This window comes from Achromobacter sp. NFACC18-2, from assembly GCF_900108985.1.
Classification (GTDB): Bacteria; Pseudomonadota; Gammaproteobacteria; order Burkholderiales; family Burkholderiaceae_B; genus Achromobacter.
Window position 1 is genome coordinate 211,740 of sequence record NZ_FNYM01000009.1, and the last position, 18,749, is coordinate 230,488.

The 18,749-nt window shown below is 68.9% G+C and carries 15 protein-coding genes; 9 read left to right on the forward strand and 6 right to left on the reverse strand.

Annotation, left to right across the window (positions count from 1 at the left end):
* Positions 1–33: 33 nt before the first annotated feature.
* Both BMW75_RS16080 and BMW75_RS16085 read left to right on the forward strand, forming a co-directional pair.
* Positions 34–2,478: a TonB-dependent siderophore receptor gene (locus BMW75_RS16080; protein ID WP_092580717.1), complete on the forward strand. Its 2,445-nt coding sequence runs from the start codon at positions 34–36 to the stop codon at positions 2,476–2,478.
* Positions 2,479–2,495: 17 nt separating this feature from the next.
* Positions 2,496–2,894 carry a hypothetical protein gene (locus tag BMW75_RS16085; protein ID WP_092580719.1) on the forward strand — a complete coding sequence of 133 codons (399 nt, stop codon included), beginning with the start codon at positions 2,496–2,498 and terminating at the stop codon, positions 2,892–2,894.
* Between the two features lie 12 nt (positions 2,895–2,906).
* Here BMW75_RS16085 and BMW75_RS16090 read toward each other — a convergent pair whose 3' ends face one another.
* Complete coding sequence (locus tag BMW75_RS16090) at positions 2,907–4,556, reverse strand: ATP-binding protein (RefSeq protein WP_092580826.1); 1,650 nt, start codon at positions 4,554–4,556, stop codon at positions 2,907–2,909.
* Between the two features lie 150 nt (positions 4,557–4,706).
* Between BMW75_RS16090 and BMW75_RS16095 the strand changes: the two genes are divergently transcribed.
* From BMW75_RS16095 to BMW75_RS16105, 3 genes are all read left to right on the forward strand, one after another.
* A complete protein-coding gene (locus BMW75_RS16095) occupies positions 4,707–5,228 on the forward strand; it encodes a sigma-70 family RNA polymerase sigma factor (protein WP_092580721.1) in 522 nt (173 codons plus the stop codon).
* Positions 5,225–6,193, forward strand: a complete 969-nt coding sequence (locus BMW75_RS16100; RefSeq protein ID WP_092580723.1) for a FecR domain-containing protein — start codon at positions 5,225–5,227, stop codon at positions 6,191–6,193. Before BMW75_RS16095 ends, BMW75_RS16100 begins: the two co-directional genes overlap by 4 nt.
* 96 nt (positions 6,194–6,289) lie before the next feature.
* Positions 6,290–8,752, forward strand: a complete 2,463-nt coding sequence (locus BMW75_RS16105; protein WP_092580725.1) for a TonB-dependent receptor — start codon at positions 6,290–6,292, stop codon at positions 8,750–8,752.
* Positions 8,753–8,761: 9 nt separating this feature from the next.
* Here the strand turns inward: BMW75_RS16105 and BMW75_RS16110 are convergent, their stop codons facing one another.
* Genes BMW75_RS16110 through acnA form a run of 3 tightly spaced genes read right to left on the reverse strand, consistent with a single transcriptional unit; the run spans position 8,762 to position 13,390 of the window.
* The gene (locus BMW75_RS16110) at positions 8,762–9,817 is read right to left on the reverse strand and encodes a lactonase family protein (protein WP_092580727.1); all 1,056 of its coding nucleotides are present in this window, start codon (positions 9,815–9,817) and stop codon (positions 8,762–8,764) included.
* Positions 9,818–9,866: 49 nt separating this feature from the next.
* Positions 9,867–10,763: a GntR family transcriptional regulator gene (locus tag BMW75_RS16115; protein WP_092580729.1), complete on the reverse strand. Its 897-nt coding sequence runs from the start codon at positions 10,761–10,763 to the stop codon at positions 9,867–9,869.
* Positions 10,760–13,390, reverse strand: coding sequence for an aconitate hydratase AcnA (gene acnA, locus BMW75_RS16120; RefSeq protein ID WP_092580731.1), 2,631 nt, complete (start codon positions 13,388–13,390; stop codon positions 10,760–10,762). The genes BMW75_RS16115 and acnA overlap by 4 nt, the downstream gene beginning before the upstream one ends.
* An 86-nt stretch (positions 13,391–13,476) precedes the next feature.
* On the opposite strand from acnA, the gene BMW75_RS16125 reads away from it, so the two are divergent.
* On the forward strand, positions 13,477–14,457 hold the full coding sequence (locus BMW75_RS16125) for a Bug family tripartite tricarboxylate transporter substrate binding protein (RefSeq protein ID WP_092580733.1): 981 nt from the start codon (positions 13,477–13,479) through the stop codon (positions 14,455–14,457).
* A 21-nt stretch (positions 14,458–14,478) separates the two neighbouring features.
* Here BMW75_RS16125 and BMW75_RS16130 read toward each other — a convergent pair whose 3' ends face one another.
* Positions 14,479–15,075, reverse strand: coding sequence for a TetR/AcrR family transcriptional regulator (locus BMW75_RS16130; RefSeq protein ID WP_092580735.1), 597 nt, complete (start codon positions 15,073–15,075; stop codon positions 14,479–14,481).
* 160 nt (positions 15,076–15,235) lie between these two features.
* Here BMW75_RS16130 and BMW75_RS16135 point away from each other — a divergent pair, with 160 nt between their 5' ends.
* Both BMW75_RS16135 and BMW75_RS16140 read left to right on the forward strand, forming a co-directional pair.
* Positions 15,236–16,291, forward strand: a complete 1,056-nt coding sequence (locus BMW75_RS16135) for a sugar phosphate isomerase/epimerase family protein (protein WP_092580737.1) — start codon at positions 15,236–15,238, stop codon at positions 16,289–16,291.
* Positions 16,292–16,321: 30 nt separating this feature from the next.
* Positions 16,322–17,203, forward strand: coding sequence for an alpha/beta fold hydrolase (locus tag BMW75_RS16140; protein WP_092580739.1), 882 nt, complete (start codon positions 16,322–16,324; stop codon positions 17,201–17,203).
* A 4-nt stretch (positions 17,204–17,207) separates the two neighbouring features.
* Here the strand turns inward: BMW75_RS16140 and BMW75_RS16145 are convergent, their stop codons facing one another.
* Complete coding sequence (locus tag BMW75_RS16145) at positions 17,208–17,903, reverse strand: 2OG-Fe(II) oxygenase (RefSeq protein WP_092580741.1); 696 nt, start codon at positions 17,901–17,903, stop codon at positions 17,208–17,210.
* A gap of 153 nt (positions 17,904–18,056) precedes the next feature.
* On the opposite strand from BMW75_RS16145, the gene BMW75_RS16150 reads away from it, so the two are divergent.
* A complete protein-coding gene (locus BMW75_RS16150) occupies positions 18,057–18,749 on the forward strand; it encodes an HAD family hydrolase (RefSeq protein ID WP_092580828.1) in 693 nt (230 codons plus the stop codon).

An 18,749-nucleotide genomic window follows, 5' to 3' on the forward strand; every position in this document is an offset into this window, starting at 1 on the left:
GCTGCGACCTTTCATGAGCCTGGGAATCCTTCGATGTCATCTCTTTCCATCCGCGCCGCCCGAGCCGCGGTGTCCGTCCGCCTACACCTGAGCCACGCGGCATTCGCCCTTGCCGCGCCCGTCGCCGTCGCGTCGGCCTGGCCCGCGGCGGCGATGGCGCAGACGCCCGGCGCCATTGCCTTCAGCGTCCCGGCCGGCCCGCTCAGCGCGGCGCTGGGGACGTTCGGCGCGCAGGCCGGCGTGATGGTGGCGTCGGACCCGGGCCTGACGGCCGGCGTGACGACGCGGGGCGTGTCGGGAGTCCATGGTGTCGATGCGGCGCTCGAACGCCTGCTGCTGGGTACGGGCCTGCAGGCCGTGGCGCGGGCCGAGGGCGGCTACCGCCTGCGGCAGGCTCCGGCGGCCGGCCCGACCGCGATGCTGGCGCCCGTCATGGTGACGGGCGACGCCACCACGACGGAGGGCACCGGTTCGTATACCTCGCCGGCCGTGACCATCGGCAAGACGGCGCAGGCGCTCAAGGACATTCCGCAGTCCATCACCGTGCTGACGCGCCAGCGCATGGACGACCAGGACATGACCAGCCTGCCGGACGCCGTCAACAACACGGTGGGCATGGTGGGCGTGCAGGGCGTGGGGGCGGGCGTGGCGATCAATGCGCGCGGCTTTCCGGTGGATCTGCTGCAGTATGACGGCGTGTCCTTGCTGCGCAACAGCTACAGCCTGGGCAACTGGGAGCAGGACTCCCTGGTGTTCTACGACCGCGTGGAAATCCTTCGCGGCGCGGCCGGCCTGCTGCAGGGCGCCGGCAGTCCGGGCGGCGCGATCAACCTGGTGCGCAAGCGGGGGGGATCCGAACCGTCCGTGGTCGTCACGGGCAAGGTGGGGTCCTGGGACCACTACGGCCTGACGCTGGATGCGGGCGGCCCCTTGAACGCGTCGGGCACGCTGCGCGGCCGCATGGTGCTGGACGAGGACCGGAGCCATTCCTACATCGACTATGTCTGGGACAGGACGCGCAACCTGTACGCCGCGCTGGACTATGACATCACCGCGGACACGACGGTGGGCCTGGGCGTCAGCAACCGGTACAGCCGCTCGCGTCCCATGTTCGTGGGCTATCCGCGCTTTGCCGATGGCGGCAGCATCGACCTGCCGCGCTCCACGTTCACGGGCTCGACCTGGAATCGCGCCACGAACGACCAGACCATCTTCAACGCGGACGTGACGCATCGCTTGAACGACGCGTGGCGCTTCAGGCTTGCCGGCGTGGCCATGCAAGAGGACAACACCACGGTGCACCAGCGCGCCGTGGGACCCGTGCAGCGCGACGGCAGCGACCTGGACTACGGCAATTTCGGCGTGGATTTCAAGAGCGAACAGCGCGCCATGGACATGTCGCTGGCCGGGGACTTCACCGCCTGGGGCATGGCGCAGGAAGTGGTGGTGGGGGCCAACTATTCCAAGCTCACCACGAACGACCGCTTCACGCGCGCCTGGCAGGGCGGCGGCAACATCTACGACATCGATCACCATCGTCCGTGGCAGGACATCGACAGCATCGTGGCCGCCAGCGGCTACGATTCGCGCAGCGCCTATGACATCCGCCAAAAGGGCATCTACGGCACTTGGCGCGTCAAGCCCACGGAGTCGCTCTCGCTGATCGGGGGCGGGCGCGTGGGCTGGTTCGACTACCGCTACAGCGGCGGCGGCAGCGCGACGACGTCGTCGACGTCGGGCCGCTTCATTCCCTACGCCGGCATCGTGTATGCGCTGAACGACAACTGGTCCGTCTACACGAGCTACACCACGGTCTTCGAACCGCAGACCGAGCGCACCGTGTCGGGCAGCCTGCTCGAGCCGATCGAAGGCAAGAACTACGAAGCCGGCATCAAGGGCGAACTGGCCGGCGGCCGGGTCAACACCCTGCTTGCCGTGTTCCGCTACGACCACAAGAACCGCGCCGTCAACGACTACGACGCCGGGTTTGCCTGCAACGGCTGGTATTGCTCGCGCGCGGCGGGCGAGGTGCGCAGCCAGGGCGTGGAGGCCGAGATCTCCGGCGAGGTCGTCCGGGGGCTCGAGCTGTACGCCGGCTATACCTACAACACCACCAAGTTCCTGTCGGACCCCGACAACCAGGGCAAGGTCTTCAATACCTGGACGCCCAAGCACATGCTGCGCCTGTGGGCCAACTACAGGCTGCCGGGCGCGTGGAACCGCCTGAGCGTGGGCGCGGGCGTCAATGCGCAGACGCAGACGATCAGCTCCGACCGTGAGTTCAAGTTGGCGGGATTCACGATCTGGAACGCGCGCCTGGGCTATCAGGCGACGCCGGAATTGAGCTTCGGGCTGAACGTGAACAGCGTGTTCGACAAGAAGTACTACGTGCCTTCCTACAACACCCTGGGGAGCAACAACTATTACGGCGAGCCGCGCAATGTGATGCTGACGGTGCGCTACGCGCCGAAGCTGTAAGGCTGTAGCCGGGGCTCGTGTATAACATCCCGGACGGCGCCGCCAATGCGCCGTGCGAGGAGATGATCTTGCGCGAGTTCGTGGCGACGTTCCTGGACGCGGGGGTGCTGGTGCTGGCGGTGCTGGCGTTCCTGCTGCCGGTCCTGTCCGTGCTGGCGCTGTGGCTGCGGGCGCGGCCCGAAAAATATCCGCGCCTGAACACGCCCGGCTGGCGCCGCGCCGGGGTCGCGGTGCTATGGCTGCCGTTCCTTGTCATGGCGGTATATGGCGGCGTCGCGTGGTGGGCGGCGCGGGTCTATGACCGCTATTACTTCTTTGGCCTCTTGATCTGTTTTGCCTGCCTGCTGTGCGCGATGCTGCTGTCGATGGGGGCCCTGTTCTGGATCTGGTCGGCGCGGCGCAGGCTGCCGGATTGACCGTCCCGCGCATCAGCGCATCAGCGCGTGCACCTCGCGCATCAGGTCGTCCAGGGTGTAGGGCTTGAGCAGCAGGGGGGCGCCTGACGCGGGTGCATTGGCGCCCTCGGCGCTTGCGCCATAGCCCGTGATGAACAGCACTTTCATGCCGGGCCGCAGCGCCTGGCCCATTTCGGCGACCCGGCGTCCGTTCATGCCGCCCGGCAGCGCCAGATCGCAGACCAGCAGATCGATCCGTGCGTTGGCGTTCAGGTGTTTGAGCGCGCTGGCCCCGTCGGTGACTTCGAGCACGGTATAGCCCATTTCTTTCAGGACTTCGGCCGTGACCTCGCGCACCGCGGCGTCGTCTTCGGCCAGCAGCACCGTTTCGCCCTGGGAGACCCGGGGCGGCTCGGCCGTTGCCGCCGGCAAGGCCGCCGGGGGCTCCATCGCCGCGCCGCCATGGCGCGGAAAATACAGGTCGATGTCCGTGCCCTGTCCCGGCTGCGAACGCACGTGCACATGCCCGCCCGATTGCCGGACGAAGTCGTGCACCAGCGACAGCCCCAGCCCGGTGCCCCGTTCGGCCGGCTTGGTGGTGTAGAAGGGCTCGAACATGCGCTGCACGATCTCGGGCGTCATGCCGCAGCCCGCGTCGGACACGCGCAGCAGGACGTAATCGCCGGCCTCCATCCCGACCGCGCGCGCGGCGTCGGCGGGCAGGGCGACGTTGCGCGTCTCAATGCACAAGGCGCCGCTGGAGGACATGGCGTCGCGGGCATTCAGGCACAGGTTCAGCAGCGCGTTCTCGAGCTGGTGCGAGTCGATCCAGACGGGCCACAGCCCGCGGTCGCACACCAGTTCCAGCGTGACCGCCGCGCCGGCGCTGCGCCGGATCAGATCCTCCATGTCGCCGATGACCTGGTTGATGTCCACGGCCCGGCGCTCGAGCGGATGGTGGCGGGAAAAGGTCAGCAGGCGGCGCGTGAGGACGCCGGCCTTCGTGGCGCTGCTTTTCGCCACCGCGATGTGGCGCTCCAGCTCGTTGAGCCGGCCCTGCGCGACGCGCTGGCTCAGCAGTTCCAGGCTGCCCGAAATGCCGGTCAGCAGATTGTTGAAGTCATGCGCCACCCCGCCCGCAAGCTGTCCCACCGCTTCCATCTTCTGGCTCTGGCGCAGCGCCTCTTCGGTCAGGCGCAGCGCGTCGGCCTGCGCCTTCTCGGCGCCGATGCGGGCAGTGGTCTCGATGACCGTGTCGATCATCCCGACCACCTTGCCGTCTTCGTCGCGCACCGGGCTATAGCAGAACGTGAAACTCGCCATCTCCGCGCGGCCGTAGCGCTGAATTTCCAGCGCGTAGTCTTCGATGAAGGTGGGCTCGCCCGCGAAGGCGCGTTCCGCGATGGGGCCGATCAGCGGCCAGGCTTCTTGCCAGACCTCGTTGAACGGGCGGCCCAACGCGTCCGGCTTGGCGCCCAGGATGGGCACGAAGGCATCGTTGTAGAGGGAGATCAGCTCGGGTCCCCAGACCAGGCAGGACGGGAACCGGGATGACAGCACCATGGCCACGGCGATGCGCAGGGAGGCGGGCCAGGTGGAGAGGGGACCCAGCGGCGTGGCCGCCCAGTCATGGACGCCGACCCGTACGCCCATCTCTCCACCGCTGGCAAGAAAACGAGGCATGGACGGGTCGTTCTGCATGGCGCTCATCTACGTGGCTGGAAGTCATCGATTCTATCCCACCGTCCCCCGGGGCGTGGGCACGCCAGCGCCGCTTGGCCGGCTCGTATAAAATAAAAATAATTCCTATTTGCATATGGTCCGAGGTGCGCCTTGCCTGCGCCGCAATCTTCCTGCGCCGATAACGTCACGAAGCTCTATCGAGAACACCACGGCTGGCTGGCGACTTGGCTGCGCGGGAAGCTGGGCAGTTCTTTCGATGCCGCCGATCTGGCGCACGACACGTTCGTGCGGCTGATGGCCGGACGGCGCAGGCAGGAGGCGGGCGCCGAGCCGCGCGCGCTGCTGACCCACATCGCCAAGGGCCTGGTGGCGGATCACTGGCGCCGCCGGGCGGTGGAAGACGCGTATCTCGCCGCGGTGGCGCAATTGCCCGCGGCCGAGGCGCCGTCGCCGGAAGCGCGCGCGCTCATCCTGGAAACGCTGCACGCCATCGATGCCGCCCTGCGTTCGCTGTCCGCCCGCACGCGCGAGGCCTTCCTGATGTCGCAGTTCGATGGCATGGGTTACGACGAAATCGCGCGGGCGCAGCGCGTGTCGCTGTCCACCGTGAAGCGCCGCATGCAGGCCGCGTTCGCCGCCTGCCTGATCGCCTACCAGGCGGACGCGCCGTGAACGCGGCCATCGATCCCGCCATCCTGAAGGAAGCGGCCGGCTGGCTGGTGCGCTTGCAATCCGAGACGCTGTCGGTGGCGGACCGCGCGGCCTTCGACCGCTGGCGCGCGCGCAGCGCCGCGCACGAAGCCGCCTGGCAGCGCGCCGAGGCGATGCTGCGCGGCTTCGGCCAGGTGCCGCCGCGCCTGGGCGGGCAGGCGTTGCGCCAGGCCGACCGCGCCGCACGCCGGCAGGCCTTGCGCGCGTTGGCTGGATTGCTGGTGCTGGGACCCGCGGCGTGGATGGGCGCGCGCGAACTGCCCTGGCGCGAATGGCGCGCGGACCTGCGCACGGCGACGGGCGAGCAGCGCCGCGTGGCGCTGGCCGATGGGACCGAGCTGGTGCTGAACACCGGCAGCGCCGTCGACGTCGACTACAGCCCCACGCAGCGTGTCCTCTGGCTGCGCGGCGGCGAAATCCTGCTGACGACGGGGCGCGACCCCGCGCCGGTCCATCGCCCCTTCGTCGTGCAGACCGCGCAGGGCAGCCTGCGCGCGTTGGGCACGCGCTTCCTGGTCCGGGAAGAAGGCAGCCGCGTCCGCGTCGCGGTGTTCGAGGGCGCGGTGCAGGTCCAACCCGCCCGGACGGATTCGGGCCTGGTGCTGGCGGCGGGCGAGCAGACCGTCTTCACCGTGCGCGAGGCCGCGGCGCCGGTTGCCGCCGACGGCGCGGCGGCGTCGTGGGCGGACGGCATGCTGGCCGCGCGCAATTGGCGGCTCGCGGATCTGGTGGATGAGCTGGGCCGCTATCGGCGGGGCGTGCTGCGGTGCGATCCCGCGGTGGCGGGGCTGCGGGTATCGGGCGCCTTTCCGCTGAATGACATCGACGCCAGCCTGCGCCTGCTGGAAAAGACGCTGCCGGTCAGGGTGAGCCGGATGACGCCGTTGTGGACGACGGTGGGGCCGCGCGCCGCGGTTACACATTAATCGCCAATGGCCTGACACTTTTTTCCGCTTCGTCCGGTGTACCGGGTGAACCGTCGCGACACGCGCGCCACCCCGACACCCACGAAGGATCGTTTCATGGTTATCCGAATCTCCCGATCGCCGCGCCCGCCCCGCGTCCGCGCCGTCCTGTCGCCCGCCGCGGCCCTGGTCCGCGCCGCCGGCCTGGGACTGGCGCTGCTGGCCGTGGCGGGCGCGCCGGCGCTGGCGCAGGCGGCCGAGCCCGCCGCTGCCGCCGCGCGCAAGTCGTATGCCATCGCGGCGGGCCCGCTGGGCGACGTCCTGGCGCAGTTCGCGGCCGCGGCGGGCGTGCCGCTATCGTTCGACCCCGCAATGGTCGCGGGCCTGCACAGCGACGGCCTGCAGGGCGCCTACTCCGTGCGCGAGGGCTTTGCCCGCCTGCTGGCCGGCTCTGGCGTTGCCCTGTCGGAACAGGGCGGCGGGGCGTATGCATTGCGCAAACTGCCGGCCGCCGCGGGCGAGGCCACCCTGCTGCCCGCGGTCACCGTGGATGGCGCGGGCGTGGGACCGTCCACGCTTCCGGTGGAATTCGCCGGCGGACAGGTCGCCCGCGGCGCCCGGCTCGGCCTGCTGGGCAACCGCGATGTGATGGACACGCCATTCAACGTCACCAGCTATACGTCCGACCTGCTGGCGAATCGCCAGGCCGTGACCCTGGCCGACGCGCTGACCGTCGAGCCGTCCGTGCGCTTTACCGGCCAGATCGGCGGCGTGACCGACTCGTTCTACATCCGCGGCTTTCCCATCGGCGAGGGCAACCTGGGCGAGATTGCGTTCGACGGCGTCTATGGCGTGGCGCCCAACTATCACGTCTTCACCGACTACATCGAGCGCGTGGAAGTGCTGAAGGGGCCGGCGGCGCTGCTGTACGGCATGTCCCCCAACAGCGGCGTGGGCGGCGTGATCAACATGGTGCCCAAGCGGTCGCTGCCCGACGACCTGACCCGCGTGTCGGCCGACTACATGGCCGATTCGCAATTCGGCGCCCGCGTGGACCTGAGCCGCCGCTTCGGCGACGCCGGCGAATGGGGCGTGCGGATCAACGGCATGCACCGGCAGGGCGATACGCCGCTGGACAACATGAATTCGCGCACGAGCATCGGCGCGCTGTCGCTGGATTACCAGGGCGAGCGGCTGCGCGCCTCGCTGGACCTGCTGACCCAGCATGAAAAGATCGACGCCCCGACGCGGCCGTTCCTGGTCGCGCCCGGCATCGCCGTGCCCCGCGCGCCCGATGGCCGCCGCAACGCCACGCAGCCCTGGGGCTGGTGGAAATCGGACGGCGAGTCGGCGCTGCTGCGCGTGGAGTACGACATCAGCGACCGCCTGACGGTGTTTGCCGACGCGGGCGGCTCGGACACCTTCGTCTCGCGCCTGTCGGACCAGACGCCCACCATCGTGAACGAAGCCGGCGACACCGTGGTGACGCCGAACAACTTCCGCTTCCAGGTCAACCGCAGCACCTACAACGCCGGCCTGCGCGCGCAGCTGGACACCGGGCCGGTGCGCCACGCGGTGACCGTCATGGGCAGCCTGTACAGCGATCGCAACCTGCAGGCCAGCGTGAACGGCACGCCGCTGACGTCCAACATCTACGATCCGATTACGCGTCCGGCGCAGCACATCCCCGCGCCGGCCAACGTGCCCAAGGTGTCGTCGTCCGACCTGTCCGGGCTGGCGCTGGCCGACACGCTCAGCATCCTGGACGATCGGGCGCAGCTCACGCTGGGCGTGCGCCACCAGCGCATCGAATCGCGCAACTTCAACGGCGCCACGGGCGTGCGCACCGTCAGCTACGACGAGAGCGCGACCACGCCGCTGGCCGGGCTGGTCATCAAGCCGTGGCGCAATGTCTCGTTCTACGCCAATTACATCGAAGGCCTAAGCAAGGGCGACGTGGCGCCAGCCACCGCGACCAATGCGGGCGAGGTCTTCAAGCCGTACAAGGCCAGGCAGAAGGAAGTGGGCGTCAAGGTGGAACTGGACAGCGCCATGGTGACGCTGAGTGCGTTCGAGATCACCAAGCCCAGCGGCCAGCTCACCAACGGCGTGTACGCCGCGGACAGCGAGCAGCGCAACCGCGGGCTGGAGCTGAACGTGTCCGGCGAGCCGCTGCGCGGCCTGCGCCTGCTGGGCGGCGTGACTTTCCTGGACGGCGAGCTCACGCGCACCAACAGCGCCGCCACGCGCGGCAATCGGCCGGTGGGCGTGCCGACCGTCGCGGTCAACCTGGGCGCCGAATGGGATACGCCGTGGGTGGCCGGGCTGACGCTGACCGGGGGCATGATCTACACCGGCCGCGAATACATCAACCAGGCCAACACGCAGTCCGTGCCGTCATGGACGACCTTCGACCTGGGCGCGCGCTACGCCGTCAAGGTCCAGGGCAAGGACGTCACCCTGCGCGCCAACGTGGTCAACGTGTTCAACCGCGCCTATTGGTCGGGGGTGGCGTCGTACGGCACGATTTCCCAGGGCGTGCCGCGCACGGTGATGCTGTCGGCGTCGATGGATTTCTGAGGGCGGCGCTCAGGCCTGGCGGCGGGCGAACACCATGCACACCGGGCTGCCGACGCGCAGTTCGTAGCCGTCGCGCACCAGCGTGCCGTCGGCCGGGTTGACGTGGAAGCGCTGCAGGGTGTCGCTGTCTTCGTTCAGCGCGAACAGGAAGCGGCCGTCGGGCGACAGCGTGCAAAACCGGGGCGTTTTGCCGTGGGTGTGGACGTGCTGCAGCGGAGCCAGCCAGCCGCTGGCCGGATCCACGCGGAAGACGGCGATGCTGTCGTCGCCGCGGTTCGACGCATAGAGGTGCAGGCCGTGCCGGGCCATAGCGATGCCGGCGGCCCGGCTGTTGCCGGTATAGGTGTCGGGCAGGGTGGTCAGCACCTGGAAGGGGCGTAGCGCGCCTGCCTCGAGCGTGTAGGCGGCGACGGTGTTGTCCAGTTCATTGACCACGTACAGCCAGCGTCCCGAAGGGTGGAAGACGGCGTGGCGCGGCCCGGCGCCCTCACGCGTGGCCGCGACGCAGGCCGGTTCCGCGCTGACGCCGTCCACGTCCAGCCCGTAGAGGAAGACGCGGTCCAGGCCCTTGTCCGGCACCACCACGTAGCGGCCGGACGGATCGACCAGGTTGTAGTGCGGCTTGGCGTGGGGCTGTTCCTTGCGGTGCGGGCCGGGTTCGCCGGCCAGCGCGACAGTCTGCGACACGGGGGCGAGCGAGCCGTCGGGGGCGACGGGCAGCACGGCCAGGGCGCCAGTCAGGTGGTTGGACACCATCAGGTAGCGGGCCGCGGGTCCCAGCGCCAGGTGCACCGGATTGCGGCCCTCGCAGGCCTGCATGCGCCACGGCTTCAGGGCGCCGTCGCGCGTGTCGCGATGCAGCGCGCTGACTTCGCCGCTGTCGCCGTGCACGGTGTAGAGCACGGGCAGCGTCGGGTGCGCCAGCAGATAGGACGGGTTGATCAGGCCGCCCACCACCTGCGTGAGCGTCAGCGACCCGGTGTCGGGCGCGTAGTCGAACACGCTGATGCCGTCGCCGCGGGCGTTGCGTTCCCGGGTGGTGCGGGAGCCGATGTAGACGTGCATGGCGCAAACCTCTTCTTGTCGATGGTGGGAAAAGGCCGCGCCGCGCGGCCTAAGAAGCCAGGATGCCGCTGATGCGGGCCAGGTTGTCCAGCGTGCTGCGCAGATGGCTGGCCAGCGCCTCGGCCGCGTCTTCGTTGCGCTCGCGTTCCAGCAGGTCGAGGATGGCCAGATGCTGGTCGCAATGCTGCTTGTAGCGGCTGCGGTCCTGCATGGACCGGTATGACAGCAGGCGGCGCACGCGGTTGACGCGCCTGATCGTGTCGATGAAGAACGGATTGCCGGACGCTTCCACCAGCGACTCGTGGAAGCGCACCCCGCGGTCGTGGAGCTGATCGGCCGTATCGGTTGCGATGCCGCCTTCCAGCAGGTGCATTTCCGCCGCGCGGCAACGCGCCAGCACCTGCTTTTCGATGCGGAACCCCGGTTCGAGCAGCGCGGCCGGTTCCAGCGCCAGGCGCAGCCGATAGGACTGCAGCAGGCTGTCGGGCGTGGTCATCATGGACGAGAATTCCCAGCCGTAGCCGGGCCGGCGCTGGGCCCAGCCTTCGTTCGAGATGCGCGCCAGCAGGGCCTGGACCTGCGCGTTGGTCAGCGCGTAGCGCGTCCGCAGCTGAGCTTCGCTGCATTGCATGGGCAGCGCGCCGCGCAGGAGCTCGTCGGCCAGCCTGAAATAGCTTTGCGTCACAATATCGTCCGCCGCCGGGGGCGCGAGGTCGGCGGGGGCTTGATCCATCGCGTCGAAATCCCGCAGCAGAAAATAGCCGCGATTGGGCTTGCGCGCCACGACGCCGTGCTGCTCCAGGATGCCCAGCGCATCATTGACCGGCGACCGTGAAAGCCGCAGCCGGTCGGCGATCTGCTGCGCCCCGAGATGGGCCCCTTCGGGCAGGCGGTCTTCCTGGATCAGCTCGAGGATTTTCGTGACGGTATTGGTTTGCGCGCTCATGGGCGATTGACGGCCGAGGACAGGGTGTCCGACAGGATAGCGGGAATGACTCCGCCCATCCGCAACAGCCGGATCTCCAGTCCGGTCTCGACGGCGGCGGTCGCGCTCAGCGCCTCGATGCCGCCGGCGGCGCGCAGGATGCGCACCGGCACGCCGGCGCGGGGCGTCAGCGCCGCGGCCTGGGCATCGATCTCGATCCGGTCGCCCGGAGCCAGCTGCAAGGTGGCGGGCGTGACGCCGGCCGGCAGGCGCAGCGGCAGGATGCCCATGCCGATCAGGTTGGACCGGTGGATGCGTTCGAAGCTGACCGCCAGCACCGCGCGGATGCCCAGCAGGCGCTGGCCCTTGGCCGCCCAGTCGCGCGACGACCCGGTGCCGAAGCGTTCGCCGGCCACCAGCACGACGGGCTGCGACGCCTGGGCATAGTGCGCCGCGGCTTCCCAGATCGGCTCCAGCGTGCCGCTCGGCACGTGCAGCGTATGGCCGACGGGGGCGTCCGGGCACAGCAGGTTGCGCAGGCTCTTGCTGTAGAAGGCGGCGCGCATCATGACCTGCCAGTTGCCGCGGCGCGACGCGAACACGTTCAGGTCGTTGCGGTCGTCGCCGCGTTCGACCAGGAAGTCCGCGATCAGGCTATCCGGGGGAATGGCACTGGCGGGCGAGAGGTGGTCGGTGGTCACATCGTCGCCCAGCACCAGCAGCGGATGCGCGACGTAGCGGCCAAGCTGGCTGCCCGCGTCGATGCTGGCGAACGGCGGCCGGCGCAGGGCGGTGGACGCGTCGTCCCACGGAAACCGCGCCGAGTCCGGGGATTGCAGCGCCTGCCACGCGGGGTTGGCGCTGGCGATCTTGAAGGCCGCGCGGTAGTCGCCGGGCCGCAGCCCCGCCGCCAGCGCCGCGTCGATGTCCGCGTCGGGGGGCCACAGGTCGCTCAGGTAGACGGCGCGGCCGTCGGGGGCGACCTGCACCGGTTCGCGGCTCAGGTCTTTCTCGGCGTCGCCGGCCAGCGCGAAGGCAACCACCAGGGGCGGCGACATCAGAAAGCCCAGGTCCAGGTCGGGGTGGATGCGTCCGGTGAAGTTGCGGTTGCCGGACAGCACCGCGACGGGGTGGACGGCGCCCGCGGCCATGGCGTCGCGCATGGCGTCGGGCAGCGGCCCCGAATTGCCGATGCAGGTGGTGCAGCCGTACCCAACGATATCGAAGCCCACCGCGGCCAGGTCGTCCAGCAGGCCGGCGCGCGCCAGGTAATCGGCGGCGGCCGGCGAACCGGGACCCAGCGAGGTCTTGACCCACGGCGCGGCCCGCAGGCCCGCCTGGCGCGCCTTGCGGGCAAGCAGCCCGGCCGCCATCAGCAGGCGCGGGTCGGACGTGTTGGTGCAGCTAGTGATCGCGGCGATGGCGATGGCGTGCCGAGGCAGCGCGCCGTGCGCGCGCGGCGCGAAGGCGAGGCCGGCCAGGATGTCGCGGGTGTCGCCGTACGGATGCAGGTCCTGCGGCCGCCGGGGGCCTGCCACGTGCATCTGCACCGCGTCCAGCGCAATGTCGACCACGCGGCTGTAGCGGGGTTCGGCGGCCGGGTCCAGGGCGAAGCCGGTCCGTTCGGCGTAGGCCTGGATCCGCGCGATGTGCGCTTCGGTGCGGCCCGTCTGCCGCAGGTAGGCCAGGGTTTCGGCGTCGATCGGGAAGTAACCGGTGGTCGCGCCGTATTCGGGCGCCATGTTGGCCACCACGCAGCGACTGCCCGCCGGCAGCGTGGCGGCGCCAGGGCCGAAGAACTCCACGAACTCGCCCGACACCTGGATGGCGCGCAGGCGCTGCGTCACGGTCAGGGCCAGGTCGGTCGCGGTGACGCCCGGCCCGAGCGCGCCGGTCAGCCGGACGCCGATGACGTCCGGGACGCGCAGCATCGTGGGCATGCCGAACATGACGGTCTGCGCTTCCAGGCCGCCCACGCCCCAGCCCAGCACGCCGATGCCGTTGATCATCGGCGTATGGCTGTCGGTGCCGATCATCATGTCGGGATAGAGGGCGATGCCGTCTGCGCCGGGCTGCTGGCAGACCAGTGTGGCGAGCTGCTCCAGGTTGATGGTGTGCATGATGCCGGTGCCCGGCGGATGGATGCGCACGTTCGTCAGCGCCTTGGACGCCCAGCGCAGAAAGCGGTAGCGCTCCGCGTTGCGGCGCAGTTCCAGGTCCAGGTTGAGAGACGCCGCGTCGGCGCGGGCATAGGCCTCGACCGCCAGAGAATGGTCCACGGACACGTCTACAGGCAGCACCGGATTGAGGACGGCGGGGTCGACGCCAGCCTCGGCTAGCGCGTCGCGCATCGCGGCGATGTCTACCAGCGCGGGCGTGCTGGTGGTGTCGTGCATCAGCACGCGCCCCGGCTGGAAGGCGATCTCGGCTTCGCTGGTGCCGTGCTCCAGCCAACCGAACAGCGCGGCGACGGCCGCGTCGCGCTCCGCGCCCTGCATGTTGCGCAGGGCGTTTTCCAGCAGCAGGCGCAGCACGACGGGCAGCCGGAAATAGTCCGCGCCGTACTGGGCGGGCAGGTCCGGATAGGTGTAGCGCACGCCATCCAGGACGAAGCTGGCGCGGGGCAGCGGGGCATTGGTGTTTTCCATAGCTGCCAGTTTTGCATATTGCATCTATAAAATGCAATTAAGTAAAAACCCGGCCGTCAATGAAACCGGCCTCACAGGAGAGAGACATGTCCCCAATCCGTACCCTCGCCGCCGCCGCGGTCCTGGCGCTGGCCGCTTCCCCGCTCTATGCCGCGGACCCGCCTTCGGGCCGCCCCGTCACCCTGATCGTGCCTTTTGCTGCCGGCGGCGGCGTGGACAGCATGGGCAGGTTGCTGGCCGAGCGCCTGCGCAGTGAACTGCCGCAGGGCGTGGTGGTGGAGAACAAGCCGGGCGCCAGCGGCATGCTGGGCGCGCAGGCGGTCGTGCGGTCCGCGCCGGACGGCGCGACGCTGCTGCTGGGCTCCGCCGGCGAAACGGCCATCAACCCCCTGGTTTTCAAGGGCAAGATGCAGTACCAGCCGGACAAGGACCTGGCGCCGATCGCGCTGATCGCCCGCGTGCCCAATGTGCTGGTCGCCAATCCCAAGCTGCCGGTGGCCAATGTGGAACAACTGGTGGCCTATGGCCGTGCCAATCCGGACAAGCTGACCTACGCGACCAGCGGCGTGGGCAATCCGCAGCACCTGAACGGCGAACTGCTGCAGTCGCTGGCCGGGATCAAGATGGTGCACGTGCCGTACAAGGGCGCATCGGCCCAACTGGTGGATGTGGCCGCGGGCAGCGTGGACCTGACTTTCGTCAGCCTGGCGGGCGCCTTGCCGTTCATCAAGAGCGGCAAGGTCAAGCCGCTGGCGGTCACGTCCGCAAAGCGCGCCTCGTTTGCGCCGGATATCCCGGCCCTGGCGGAGTACGCGCCGCTCAAGGACTATGCGCTGGAAAACTGGTTTGGCGTGTTCGTGCCGTCGGGAACAAAGCCCGAGGTGCAGCAGAAGCTGGCCGCGGCGATCGGGCGCAGCCTGAAGGACGAGAAGTTCGTGGCCAGTATCCGCGAACTGGGCGGCGAAGTGCAGCCCATGAGCCAGGATGAGTTCCGCGCCTTCATCAAGGCGCAGACTGACGTCTTCGCCAAGGTCGTGGCCGACGGCCACATCACGGCGGAAAACTGATCTCGGCGCAGGTAATGCCGGCTAGCGCGTGACGGCGTCCAGCGCGCTCAGGGCAGGGGGGATCAGGGCCAGCAGCCGGCCCTTGCCCACGCCGTCGCGGGCTTGCACCGACAGCCCGTGCAGCACCACCGCGTAGTAGTCGCCCAATGCCTGCACGTCGGTGCCGGGCTTCAGTTCGCCCGCCTGCAGCGCGGACTCCAGCCGGTCGATGATGGACTGCGTGCGCGCCTTGCGATGCGTCGTCAGCCACGCCATGACTGCCTCGTTTTCCGCGGCGTAATTGGTGGCGGCCGAGACCACCATGCAGCCTTGAGGGCGGCCGCGTTTCGTGTAGGTGGCCACGGCTTCGCTCAGCAGCTTCTCGATGGCGTCGCGCACGCCCTCCGCGCCTTCCAGCGCCTTCTCGGCGAACGCGCCATCGCCCGCCTCATATCGCGCCACCGCTTCGCGGAACAGGTCCTGCTTGGACCCGAACGCAGCGTAGAGACGCGCCGACGCCAGGCCCGTCGCCGCCACCAGATCCGCCATCGACGTGCCTTCGTAGCCTTGCTTCCAGAACGCCAGCATCGCCTGCTGTAGCGCCAGGTCGCGGTCGAATTCTCTGGGTCTGCCTGCCATGTCGATCTCGGTGCAATGAACTGGCGAGCAGTGTAGCGCGGCGGCCCTCGGCGGCATCGCGACGCCGCGGACTTTCGCCGGTTTTCCTTTACCGCCAGTTGCAGCGCCGCCGCATATCGCCTATTCTTTGTCGGTCGACAAACAATTGAAATGGAAAGTCATGCAAACGATAAAAGGTCCCAGCCTGCACCTGGCGCAATTCAGCGATGCCGCTGCCCCGTTCAACAGCCTGCCCGCCATTGCGCAATGGGCGGCGGACGTGGGTTTCAAGGCGCTGCAGATTCCGGCGTGGGACAAGCGCTTCTTCGATGCCGCCACGGCGGCGGCCAGCCAGGACTATTGCGATGAGATCGTGGGCACCCTCGCCGACCACGGACTGGTGATCAGCGAATTGACCAGCCATATCTTTGGCCAGCTCCTGGCCGTGCATCCGGCCTACGACGCCATGGTCGATAACTTCGCGCCCGTCCAGGCGCGAGGCAATCCGCAGGCAAGGACGGCGTGGGCGAGGCAGGGGTTGTTGGACACGGCGCGCGCCTCCAGAAGGCTGGGCCTGACCGACATGGGCACGTTCTCGGGGTCGCTTGCCTGGCCCTACCTCTTCCCGTTTCCGCAACGGCCGGAAGGCCTGATCGAGACGGCGTTCGACGAGCTTGCCAGGCGCTGGCGTCCTGTGCTGGACGAATGCGACGCCCAGGGCGTGAATCTCTGCTTCGAGATCCACCCCAGCGAGGACCTGCACGACGGGATCACGTTCGAAATGTTCCACGAACGCGTCGGCGGCCACGCGCGCTGCGCCATTCTTTTCGATCCCAGCCATTTCGTGTTGCAGCAGCTGGACTACCTGCAATACCTGGACATCTACAAGGACCACATCCGCATGTTCCATGTGAAGGACGCGGAGTTCAATCCGACGGGCCGGCAGGGCATCTACGGCGGATACCAATCGTGGATAAACCGGGCGGGGCGGTTCCGTTCGCTGGGCGACGGCCAGGTGGACTTCAAGGCGATCTTCTCGAAGCTGGCGCATTACGACTATCAGGGCTGGGCCACGCTGGAGTGGGAGTGCTGCCTGAAGGACCAGGAGACGGGCGCACGCGAAGGCGTGGACTTCATCAACCGCCACATCATTCCGGTCACGTCGAAGGTATTCGACGATTTCGCCGGCGCCGCCATCGACAAGCAACAGATCAATGCCCTGCTGGGCATCGCGTAAGCGGCGAACGCCGCATCAGGAACCGCAGCAATGACGCATCAGAATTCCGCCTTTAGCGCCTTTAGCGCCTTCACGCATCAATACGTCAACGTGAATGGAAACCGCATCCACTGCGCCGTCGCAGGCAGCGGCACGCCCGTGCTGCTGATCCCGGGCTGGCCCCAGACCTGGTACACCTGGCGCCACATCTTGGCGGCCCTGGCCCAGGCGGGCTACCAGGCGATCGCGGTGGATCCGCCCGGCACGGGCGACTCGGATCGCCCAACAGAAGGCTACGACACGGGCGCAGTCGCCGCGACGCTGCACCAGTTGATGTCGCAACTGGGCCATGCCCGGTATCAGGTGGTGGGCCACGACATCGGCATGTGGGTGGCGTATGCCCTGGCCAGCGACTTCCCCGCCGCCGTGAGCCGGCTGGCGCTGACCGAGGCGGTGATCCCGGGCCTGGCGCCCGCGCCCACGATCTTCGCGCCGCCCGAAGAGAACATTTTCCTGTGGCACTTCATGTTCAACCAGCTGCACGATCTGCCCGAGACGCTGATCGCGGGAAAGGAACGGGCGTATCTGACGTACATGTTCGACAAGTGGTCGCACCGCCGCGACCGCGTCGCGGCCGAAGTCTATATCGAAGCCTATTCCGCGCCGGGCGGATTGCGGGGCGGGTTCTCCTACTACCGCGCGATTCCCGAGACCATCCGGCAGAACGCGCTGCGCGCGGCGCGCAGGCTGGAAATGCCCACGCTGGCCATCGGCGCCGAACACGCGACCCGGGACGCGCCGCTCATCACCATGCGTGAGAACGCCAGCGACCTGCGAGGCGCGATCATTCCCGACTGCGGACATTTCGTCACCGAGGAATGCCATGAGGCCTTTCTGGAGATCCTGCTGCCGTTTCTGTCGCCGCTGGGATGAGCGCCTATGGCGCGTCGTGCAGCATCAGGTCGAGCCCCAGGCGTTCGCCGCGGCGCACACGGCTGATCGCCAGACGGTCGGTGACGCGATAGGCGCCGTGCCCGCCCTGGGCGGGCCGGTGCGATGTCGCGATTACCGCAGCGTCGCCCAATTGCAGGGGCAGGACCATCGGGCGCGATTGCATGCGCGGGCGCTGCTCGGTCATCACGACTTCGCCGCCTGTGTAGTCCTGGCCGGGTTCCGACAGCAGGGCGATCAGTCGCAGCGGAAACACGCCGTCGCCGTCGGCGTGCATCAGCAGGGGCTGGTAATCGTCGGCGCGCAGCCGCTGGATGGCGGACAGCGCGCGGCGTTGGCCTGCCTGGCTGTTCCGCTGCGTGTAGGCGTCCAGGTCGTCGGGATAGGACGTGTCCACACCCAGCGCCTTCGCCCAGGCCCGCGCGACCGGAAGAAGATGGCGGTGCAGGTCGGCGCGCAACTGACGCAGCGGCGCAGGCAGGGGATCGGGCAGCGCGTATTGGTCGCCGTGGCCCGCCTGCGCGGGCGCCGGGCGCGCGGCGGCAATCGCGTCCCGCGCCCAGGGGCGCACATCGCGGGGGTCGAACAGCCCGGGCAGCAACGCCCAGCCCTGGGCATCCAGCTCGCGCGCGATGCGGGGCCAGTCATAGGTGTTCAGCGGCTGGAAGGGGAGCGTGGTCATGGTCAAGGTGCAAGGTGCGCGGCTTTGCAGCCTAGCGCAAGGCCGCGCGCCGCCGCACTCCGCTGCTTGCTGCCGGACCGCCTTTCCGCCGGGGGCGGCAGCGGGCTTGAAGTATGCTTGTCCGCTTCATGGATATTCCCGATGCTTTCCGCAATGACTGATTTTCCCTTTGACGCCGTACTGTTCGACTGCGACGGCGTCCTGGTCGATTCCGAACCCATCACCAGCCGCGTGCTGACCGAGATGCTCAATGAACTGGGCTGGGGCATCACGCATGCGGAGACGATGGAGATTTTCACCGGAAAGGCGGTCAAGGACGAGTTGCCGCTGATCGAGGCGCGTACCGGCGCCCGGATCTCGCCCGCATGGTTCGACCAGTTCCGCCAGCGCCGCAACGACGCGCTGGACCGAGACCTGCTTGAAATCCCCGGCGCGCCGGACGCCGTGCGCGCCCTGCACGAGGCGCTGGACGGCCGCATCGCGGTGGCCTCGGGCGCCGACCGCCGCAAGGTGGAACTGCAGCTGGCCAAGGTGGGAATCGCCGACTGCTTCGGCGGCCGGGTGTTCAGCGGTCACGAAATGCCGCGCAGCAAGCCGTTTCCGGACGTGTACCTGGCCGCCGCGCAGGCGCTGGGCGTGGATCCGCGGCGCTGCGCCATCGTCGAAGACACGGTGACCGGCGCCACGGCGGGCGTCGCTGCGGGCGCGACGGTGTTCGGCTACAGCCCGGACGCCAATGGCCACAGCGGCGCGCAGGCGCTGCGCAGCGTGGGCGTGTCGCACGTCTTTACCGACATGCGCCAGTTGCCGGCGCTGCTGGCGGGCTGGCAGGCGGCGGCTGCCTGA